8 protein-coding genes are annotated in these 8,448 nt (G+C 70.7%); all 8 read left to right on the forward strand.

What is annotated here, in order from left to right:
- The first annotated feature begins 3 nt into the window (after positions 1–3).
- The 8 genes from VFF97_RS08665 to VFF97_RS08700 all read left to right on the forward strand — a co-directional run bounded on the left by VFF97_RS08665 (position 4) and on the right by VFF97_RS08700 (position 7,955).
- Positions 4–1,179, forward strand: a complete 1,176-nt coding sequence (locus VFF97_RS08665) for a heparan-alpha-glucosaminide N-acetyltransferase domain-containing protein (RefSeq protein ID WP_325033096.1) — start codon at positions 4–6, stop codon at positions 1,177–1,179.
- On the forward strand, positions 1,176–2,606 hold the full coding sequence (argH, locus tag VFF97_RS08670; RefSeq protein ID WP_325033097.1) for an argininosuccinate lyase: 1,431 nt from the start codon (positions 1,176–1,178) through the stop codon (positions 2,604–2,606). The genes VFF97_RS08665 and argH overlap by 4 nt, the downstream gene beginning before the upstream one ends.
- A 57-nt stretch (positions 2,607–2,663) precedes the next feature.
- The gene (locus VFF97_RS08675) at positions 2,664–3,311 is read left to right on the forward strand and encodes a SatD family protein (RefSeq protein WP_325033098.1); all 648 of its coding nucleotides are present in this window, start codon (positions 2,664–2,666) and stop codon (positions 3,309–3,311) included.
- On the forward strand, positions 3,308–4,021 hold the full coding sequence (locus tag VFF97_RS08680; protein WP_325033099.1) for a hypothetical protein: 714 nt from the start codon (positions 3,308–3,310) through the stop codon (positions 4,019–4,021). Before VFF97_RS08675 ends, VFF97_RS08680 begins: the two co-directional genes overlap by 4 nt.
- 70 nt (positions 4,022–4,091) lie before the next feature.
- A complete protein-coding gene (locus VFF97_RS08685; protein WP_325033100.1) occupies positions 4,092–5,045 on the forward strand; it encodes an aldo/keto reductase in 954 nt (317 codons plus the stop codon).
- A 72-nt stretch (positions 5,046–5,117) separates the two neighbouring features.
- On the forward strand, positions 5,118–6,422 hold the full coding sequence (gene tyrS / locus VFF97_RS08690) for a tyrosine--tRNA ligase (protein ID WP_325033101.1): 1,305 nt from the start codon (positions 5,118–5,120) through the stop codon (positions 6,420–6,422).
- A 4-nt stretch (positions 6,423–6,426) separates the two neighbouring features.
- The gene (locus tag VFF97_RS08695; RefSeq protein WP_325033102.1) at positions 6,427–7,257 is read left to right on the forward strand and encodes a DUF4184 family protein; all 831 of its coding nucleotides are present in this window, start codon (positions 6,427–6,429) and stop codon (positions 7,255–7,257) included.
- 62 nt (positions 7,258–7,319) lie between these two features.
- On the forward strand, positions 7,320–7,955 hold the full coding sequence (locus VFF97_RS08700) for a UdgX family uracil-DNA binding protein (protein ID WP_325033103.1): 636 nt from the start codon (positions 7,320–7,322) through the stop codon (positions 7,953–7,955).
- The last annotated feature ends 493 nt before the right edge of the window (positions 7,956–8,448 follow it).

Consider the following 8,448-nt stretch of genomic DNA (forward strand, 5'->3'; position numbering starts at 1 on the left):
CCGATGAGCCAGGAGGCCGGGCGCATTCCGACCGAGAGCGGTGCGCAGACCCGGCCCTGGCTCGCGACCCGCTGGGATCGCCTCAACGGGCCGGCGCGCGTCGCGGGCGTCGACCTCGCTCGCGGGCTCGCCGTCCTCGGCATGTTCGCGGCGCACCTCCTGTGGATCCGCGAGGTCTTCGACTGGGGGGACCCGACGACGTGGATCCACATCGTCGACGGACGCTCGTCGATCCTCTTCGCGACGCTCGCCGGGGTCTCGATCGGTCTCGTGACGGGTGGGCCCTCACCTCTGGCGGGTCGGCGGATGGAGACCGCTCGCCTGCGGCTCGTGGTGCGCGCCTTCCTGCTCTGGCTGCTCGGCCTGCTGCTCGACTCGACCGGCGTACCGGTGTACGTCATCCTGCAGGCCTACGGCATCCTCTTCATCCTCGCGGTGCCGTTCACGAGGCTGCGCGCACGCACGCTTTTCGTCACCGCCGGCGCGGTCGCCCTCGTCATGCCGTTCGTGCAGGTATGGCTCGACGCGAACCCTTTCTGGCTCACGGCGACCGGCGCCCTCACCGCGACGGCGCTCGGCTGGCACTACCCGTTCACCGTGTGGATCGCGTTCGTGCTCGCCGGGCTCGGCGTCGCCCGGGCGGGCATCCTGCGCACGCGCGTGCAGGTCTGGACTCTCGTCGTCGGGGCGGCGCTGGCGGCCGTGGGGTACGGCCTGCACGCTGTGAGCGGGTCGGATGCGGCATCCGAGCAGTCGTCGTTGGGCGCGGCGCTGTGGACGGCGCGTCCGCACTCCACCGGGCTCCTCGAGGTGATCGGCACGGGCGGGTTCGCGCTCGCGGTCATCGCGACGTGCGTGCTCGCGTGCCGCACCGTGCTCGTGTGGATCGTGCTCCCGCTGCGTGCGGTGGGCTCCATGCCGCTCACGGCCTACACGGCGCAGCTGCTCGTGTGGGCGGGGGTCGCGTCCGCCGTGCTCGGCACGTCGCGAGACCTCGGCGGCTTCCGCGACCTCGAGCCGTTCGTGCCACTCGCGGTGTGGACGGTGATCGGGTGCACCGCCTGGGCCCTGCTCGTCGGGCGCGGTCCGCTCGAGTGGGCTTTCGACCGCTTCACACGTCTCGTCGTGAAGGAGCCGGCGAGTGTCGGAGGACAGCCCCTCGATAGGGTGGAGCGGTGAGCGACGAGAAGGCCGACGGCACCAACCCCGGCGCCCTGTGGGGCGCCCGATTCGCGGGCGGACCCTCGCCCGAGCTCGCTGCGCTGAGCGTCTCGACCCACTTCGACTGGGAGCTCGCGCTGTACGACATCGCCGGGTCGCATGCTCACGCCACGGCTCTCGCGGCCGCCGGGTACCTCACCGCCGACGAGGAGCGCCGCATGCACGCGGGCCTCGACTCCCTCGCCCGACGCGTGTCGGACGGATCGCTGCGCCCGGGCCCCGACGACGAAGACGTGCACGGCGCGCTCGAAGCGGCGCTCATCGCCGAGGTCGGCCCGGAGCTGGGCGGCAAGCTGCGCGCCGGCCGCAGCCGCAACGACCAGATCGCGACGCTCGTGCGGCTCTACCTGCTCGACCACGCGCGCACGATCGCGCGCGAGATCCTGCGCCTCATCGACTCCCTGGTCGCGCAGGCCGAAGCGCACCCCGACGCCATCATGCCCGGCCGCACGCACCTGCAGCACGCGCAGCCGATCCTCCTCGCGCACCACCTGCAGGCGCACGCGTGGCCGCTCGTGCGCGAGCTCGAACGCCTGCGGGACTGGTCGGTGCGGGCATCCGTCTCGCCGTACGGCGGGGGAGCGCTCGCGGGATCGACGCTGGGTCTCGATCCGCAGCTCGTCGCGACGCGGCTCGGGCTCTCGCGCCCCGCCGAGAACTCGCTCGACGGCACCGCGGCCCGCGATGTCGTGGCCGAGTTCGCGTTCATCGCTGCGATGATCGGCGTCGACCTGTCGCGCCTCGCCGAGGACGTCATCATCTGGAACACGCGCGAGTTCGGGTTCGTGCGGCTCGACGACGCCTACTCCACCGGGTCGAGCATCATGCCGCAGAAGAAGAACCCCGACATCGCCGAGCTGGCGCGCGGCAAGTCGGGCAGGCTCATCGGCAACCTGTCGGGGTTGCTCGCGACCCTCAAGGGCCTGCCGCTCGCGTACAACCGCGATCTGCAGGAGGACAAGGAGCCGATCTTCGACTCCGTGCGCACACTCGAGATCGTGCTCCCCACCATGGCGGGCATGATCGCGACACTGACGTTCGACACCGAGCGCATGGCCGAGCTCGCGCCGCAGGGCTTCTCACTCGCGACGGATGTCGCGGACTGGCTCGTCAAGCGCGGCATCCCGTTCCGTGAGGCGCATGAGATCTCGGGCTCGCTCGTGCGGCTGTGCGAGCAGGAGGGGATCGAGCTGCACGAGGCGACCGACGAGATGCTCGCTTCGGTGTCTGCGCACTTGACGCCCGAGGTGCGCGAGGTGCTGACGATCGAAGGCTCGGTCGCGAGCCGCGACGGCGCGGGCGGCACGGCGCCCGTGCGGGTGGCCGAGCAGCGTACGGAGTTGGTCGCTCGGGCCCAGTCGGCGGTCCACGCGTTGGGCTTATAAGTCACAGAAATAAGCGAAGAACTTATATTTTCTGCATATAAGGCGTATGCTGGCGCCATGACCGTCGCAGTGATCGCCGACATCGTGGGCTCACGTCGCATGCCCGACCGCTCGGCCGCACAGCGCGCGCTCGAATCCGCCATCGCGCGCGTGGAGCGCGACCTGCCGCTCGCGCGCGAGCCGCTGAGCCCAACGGTGGGCGACGAGCTGCAGGGCGTCTACGATGCGCTGCCCGACGCCCTCGGCTCGCTCCTGCTGCTGCAGCTCGCGCTGCCCGACGGCGTCGAGTGCCGGTTCGGCGTGGGCATCGGCGAGATCGGCCCCGTCGCCTCGTCGACGGCGACGCTGTCGGACGGCGCCGGGTGGTGGTCCGCCCGCGCCGCGATCGAGACCGTCCACCGCCTGCAGAAGCGCACCGCGCCGAACGCGCGCACGTGGATCGTCGCATCCCCGGAGCAAGATGACAGCATGCGTCCCTCCGTCGATCTCGCCAACGCGTACGTGCTCGCGCGCGACCAGCTCGTCACCTCGATGAACGACCGTGCGCGCCGACTCACGTACGGGCGGTGTCTGGGCGTGAGCCAGGCCGCCCTCGCGAAGGAGGAGGGCGTGACCCAGCCGGCCGTGTCGCAGGCGCTCGCGGCAGCAGGTGCATCCGCCGTCGTCGAAGGCTTCCTCGCGCTTCGAGCGGAGCGCGCCGCGTGATACTCGCGGGGCTGTCGCTGCTGGCCGTCGGGGGAGCGGACCTCATCCGCCAGTTCCTGCCGTCCAAGCGACGCTGGATGGTGCAGGTCGCCGCGGCGCTCGTGCTGTTCCTCGTGGCATCCGGGTTCGATGCGGCGGTGTGGGCGTTCATCGCGATCGCCGTCGCCGCGATCTGGGTCTTCGTCGTGCCGTCCGACGGGTCGGGGCGTGCCGGGTTCTGGCCCGTCGCGGGGCTCGCGGTGCTGTGCGCCGCCGCCGTGTCGACGATCGGGCTCCGCGAGGCGACCGGCCCGCTCGGAGACGTGTGGCGGATCTCCGGGCCGAACGGCGTCGTGCATCCGGATGCGGCGATCCTGCTCGTCGGCGCCATCGCGTTCCTCCTCGAATCCGGCAACGTCATCGTGCGCACGGCGCTGCGCGAAGAGGCGGTCGCCGACGAGAACGACGATGAGGGCGAGCCCGGGCTCAAGGGCGGGCGACTCATCGGCCCGCTCGAGCGGGTGCTCGTGTTCGCGCTGACCCTCGCGGGCGCGTACACGCTGCTGGCCGCGGTGCTCGCAGCCAAGGGAATCGTGCGCTTCCCCGAGATCTCACGCGACACGGCGACCGGCAATCGCGCGGAGTACTTCCTCGTCGGCAGCCTCGTGAGCTGGGTGGCGGCTCTCGCGAGCGCGCTGCTCGTGTGGTGGGCGTTCACGACGCTGCTCTGACCGGATGCCGCGCGACCCGTCTGCGGGGGGCGCTTGACTTAGAGTGCGCTCGAAGTTGCACGCTGGGGCCATGACGACTTCGACACCTCCCACCACGCCGCTCGTCCTGGGCGCGATGATGTTCGGCACGACGATCGACGAGAAGACGTCGTTCGCGCTGCTGGACCGGTTCGTCGAGCGCGGCGGCGTCTGGATCGACACCGCGGACTGCTACAGCTTCTGGGCGAGCGAGTCCGGGCAGGGCGGCGACAGCGAGCGCGTCATCGGCCGGTGGCTCGCCGCACGACCCGGCGTGCGCGAACGCGCGCGCATCTCGACGAAGCTCGGCGCCGAGCCGCTATGGGCGGGCTCATGGCCGGAGCGCCGTGCGGGACTCTCCCGCCGGGCCGTCCTCGACGCCTTCGCGGGCAGCCTCGACCGTCTCGGCGTGGACTCCGTCGACCTGCTGTGGCTCCATCAGGAGGACCGCACCGTCCCCATCGAGGAGACGGTCGATGCCCTCGCGGAGCTCACCGGCCAAGGCCTCGCGCGCCGCGTCGGCGCCTCCAACCACCCCGCGTGGCGAGTCGAGCGCGCGCGGGCGCACGCCCGCTCCATCGGCGCGCTCCCGCTCGACGCGCTGCAGCTCAACAGCACGTACCTGCGCATCCGTCCGGGCACCCTGCCGCCCGGGGTCGTTCACCCGTTCGGTGTGCTGAGCGACGAGCAGCTCGACTACGCGCGAACCCACGGCCTCGAGGTCTGGGCGTACACGCCGCTCCTCTCGGGCGCGTACGACAACCCCGAGAAGGAGATTCCCGAGGTCTACGACCACCCGGGCACGACGCGGCGCCTCGAAGCGCTCGACACCGTCGCGAGCGAGCTCGGCGCGTCGCGCGGGCAGGTCGTGCTCGCGTGGCAGGTGGCGCGCGGCATCCGGCCCATGCTCGGCGGCAGCCGACTCGAGCAACTCGACATCGCCCTCGACGGCGTGCGCCTCGAGCTCTCGCCCGAGCAGTTGGAGCGCCTCTCCTCCCCAGTCTGACGAATCGACGGATGCCTCGGCCCGCTGGTGCGCGGGCCGGGGCATCCGCGTCGCGCTGATAGCCTGAAACCCGTGTCTACGCCCCTCGTGAGCGCGACCACCCCGGCCAACGATCCCTCGTTCGAGAACGTGTGGGATGAGATTGTCTGGCGTGGGCTCGTGCATGTGTCCACCGATCAGGATGCGCTGCGCGCGCTGCTGGCCGGAGACCCGATCACGTTCTATTGCGGGTTCGACCCGACGGCGCCGAGCCTGCACCTGGGCAACCTCGTGCAGCTCATCACGATGCGTCGCCTCCAGCTCGCCGGTCACAAGCCGCTCGGGCTCGTGGGCGGCTCGACGGGCCTCATCGGCGACCCGCGCCCGAGCGCGGAGCGCACGCTCAACACGAAGGAGACGGTCGCCGAGTGGGTCGAGCGGCTGCGCGCGCAGGTCGAGCGGTTCCTGAGCTTCGAGGGCGACAACGCGGCCCGCATCGTCAACAACCTCGACTGGACGGCGCCGCTGTCGGCGATCGACTTCCTTCGCGACATCGGCAAGCACTACCGCGTCAGCACGATGCTCAAGAAAGACGCGGTCGCGGCGCGTCTCAACTCCGAGGCCGGCATCAGCTACACCGAGTTCAGCTACCAGATCCTCCAGGGGCTCGACTACCTCGAGCTCTACCGCCAGTACGACTGCGTGCTGCAGACGGGCGGCTCCGACCAGTGGGGCAACCTGACGAGCGGCGTCGACCTCATCCACTACGTCGAGCACGCGTCGGTGCACGCGATCGGCACGCCGCTCATCACGAACAGCGACGGCACGAAGTTCGGCAAGAGCGAGGGCAACGCGATCTGGCTCGACCCCGAGATGTGCAGCCCGTACCGCATGTACCAGTTCTGGCTGAACACGCACGACGACGACGTGATCTCGCGCATGAAGGTCTTCACGTTCCTCACGCGCGACGAGATCGAGGAGTACGAGCGCCTCGTCGCATCCGAGCCGTTCAAGCGCGAGGCCCAGCGCCGGCTGGCGCTCGAGGTCACGAGCTTCGTGCACGGTCCGGATGCCACGGCCGCCGTCATCGCGGCATCCGACGCGCTCTTCGGGCAGGGTGACCTCTCGGCGCTCGACGCGCCGACGCTGCGGACCGCGCTCGAGGAGCTGCCGAACGCGACACTCGCGAGCGGCACGCCCGTCGTGCAGGCTCTCGTCGAGACCGGCCTCGTGTCGAGCCTCAGCGAGGGGCGCCGTGCGATCGCCCAGGGCGGTGTGTCGCTCGACGGCGCGCGCGTCGAAGACGACACCGCGGTCGTGACCGGCTCGCTGCCGGGTCGTGTCTCGGTGCTGCGGCGAGGCAAGAAGACCCTCGCCGGCGTGTTCGTGCACGACTGATCGCATGCCCTTCACGCCGAGCCACGCGGTCGTCGCGCTTCCGTTCGCGCGCACGCCGCTGGTTCCGGCCGCGATCGCCGTCGGCGCGATGACGCCGGACCTGCCGCTGTTCGTGCGCGGAACCCCGATCCAGTACGGATGGACGCACGACCTCCTGTGGCTTCCGGCGACCGTCGGTCTCGCGCTCGCGCTGCTGCTCGTGTGGCGGTGCGTACTGCGTCCCGCGGTGCGGGAACTGTCGCCGACGCCGCTGGCGGCGCGGCTTCCGGGGGAGTGGGACAAGGGGGCGGCCTCGGCACTGCGCGAGACCTTCGGACTGCGCCGACCGGATGCCGCGCACCCGCGCCGCCCGTGGGCGACGGTGCTGCTGCTCGTGGCGTCGCTCGTGATCGGCGTGCTGTCGCACATCGTGTGGGATCTGTTCACGCATGAGGGACGGTGGGGCGTCGCCGCGATCCCGGCCCTCGGCGAGGCGTGGGGCCCGCTCGACGGATACAAGTGGCTGCAACACGGCTCGAGCGTCGTCGGCCTCGCGATCCTCGCGGTGTGGGGGCTTGCGTGGCTCGCTCGGCGCCGGCCCGAGGCATCCGTCTCTCGTGTCCTCCCCGCGTGGACGCGCTGGGTGTGGATGCTGTCGCTCCCGGCGATCCTCGTCGCGGCGCTGGCGGTCGGCTACGCGATGTGGGGACCGTTCGACGCTCGGTTCACGGTGCAGCACCTGGCGTACCGGATGCTCCCGCCGGCGAGCGCGGTGTGGGGAGTCGTCACCCTCGTGCTGTGCATCGTCGTACAGGTGGTGCGTGCACGACGTGGCGCGGTCGTGAGCGCACGCTAGTCCGTCGTGACGGGCCGCGCCAGGGTCTGCGCTCGCGCGCGAGCGGGCCGTAGCGTCGTGACATGGGCGAGCCTGAGCGGCCGGGCGCGGAGGCGTGGGTCCCCGCGGATGCCGGCATCGACGAGCTGCGCGAAGCGTCGCAGGGCTGCCGGGGCTGCGAGCTGTGGAAGGACGCGACGCAGGCCGTGTTCGGCGACGGCGATGACGCGGCGCGGATCATGCTCGTGGGCGAGCAGCCGGGTGACCGCGAGGACCTCGCCGGCGAGCCCTTCGTCGGACCCGCTGGTCGCGTGCTCGATGAGGCGCTTGCGGATGCCGGGATCCCGCGCGACTCCGTCTACCTGACGAACGCCGTGAAGCACTTCCGGTTCGAGCAGCGCGGGAAGCGCCGCATCCACGAGAAGCCCACGGTCGCGCACATCAACGCGTGCCACGCATGGCTCGAGGCGGAGCTCCGCACGGTCGAGCCCGACATCGTCGTGTGCCTCGGCGCGACCGCTGCGCGCGCGGTTCTCGGACGCACGGTGCGGATCGGAGACGAGCGCGGACGACCGCAGGAGCACGGGGGAGTGCTCGTGGTCATCACGGTGCACCCGTCGTCGGTCATCCGCATCCGCGACGACGACGCTCGTGCCGCCGCGCGGGCGGAGCTGGCAGCGGATCTGAGGGCCGCGGCGCGTGCGGCGAAGCGGGCGTGAGAAGAGCAGGCCGAGCGGCTGATCGGGCGCCCGGATGCCGCGACACGCCCGGGTTGCGAAGGCGATTTTGCGGTCCGTGCGAGAGGCACGTACAGTATTCGTTGTTCGCCCCAAAGGAGCGCGGTGAGGCTCGCAGCTTCCCCTCCTCAAGCGGAGAACATCTCCTCCTCGAAACACCGTCGATCGACTCGCGTCGGTCGTCAGGATCCGAGGCAGGAAGCCCCGCTAGAGACGCCCAGTCTCGACCCGTCGGAGGCTCGCTCAGAGCGCCGGCGGCGATTTGACCGGAACCGCTCACAGGGGCTAAGATAGAGAGGTTGCCCTGCAGGGAAGGCCGAGAGGTCTGAAGGCAGGAGCGTCCGATCCTTGAGAACTCAACAGCGTGCACTTGTCAAATGCCAATTTATTTCCGCTGGCCATTTTTGGTTGGTGGGGGTTTTTGGATCAATTCATGGATTGTCAGTGATGGCATTCTGTTTTGGTCATGATTGAA

Origin of the sequence: Microbacterium sp. (genome assembly GCF_035687345.1) — a bacterium.
GTDB lineage: Bacteria > Actinomycetota > Actinomycetes > Actinomycetales > Microbacteriaceae > Microbacterium.

Excerpts from the sequence above, each read along its gene's own strand:
- VFF97_RS08695 (WP_325033102.1), top strand. The coding sequence starts at position 6,427 with ATGCCCTTCACGCCGAGCCACGCGGTCGTCGCGCTTCCGTTCGCGCGC.
- VFF97_RS08700 (WP_325033103.1), top strand. The coding sequence starts at position 7,320 with ATGGGCGAGCCTGAGCGGCCGGGCGCGGAGGCGTGGGTCCCCGCGGAT.
- VFF97_RS08685 (WP_325033100.1), top strand. The coding sequence starts at position 4,092 with ATGACGACTTCGACACCTCCCACCACGCCGCTCGTCCTGGGCGCGATG.
- VFF97_RS08675 (WP_325033098.1), top strand. The coding sequence starts at position 2,664 with ATGACCGTCGCAGTGATCGCCGACATCGTGGGCTCACGTCGCATGCCC.
- VFF97_RS08665 (WP_325033096.1), top strand. The coding sequence starts at position 4 with ATGAGCCAGGAGGCCGGGCGCATTCCGACCGAGAGCGGTGCGCAGACC.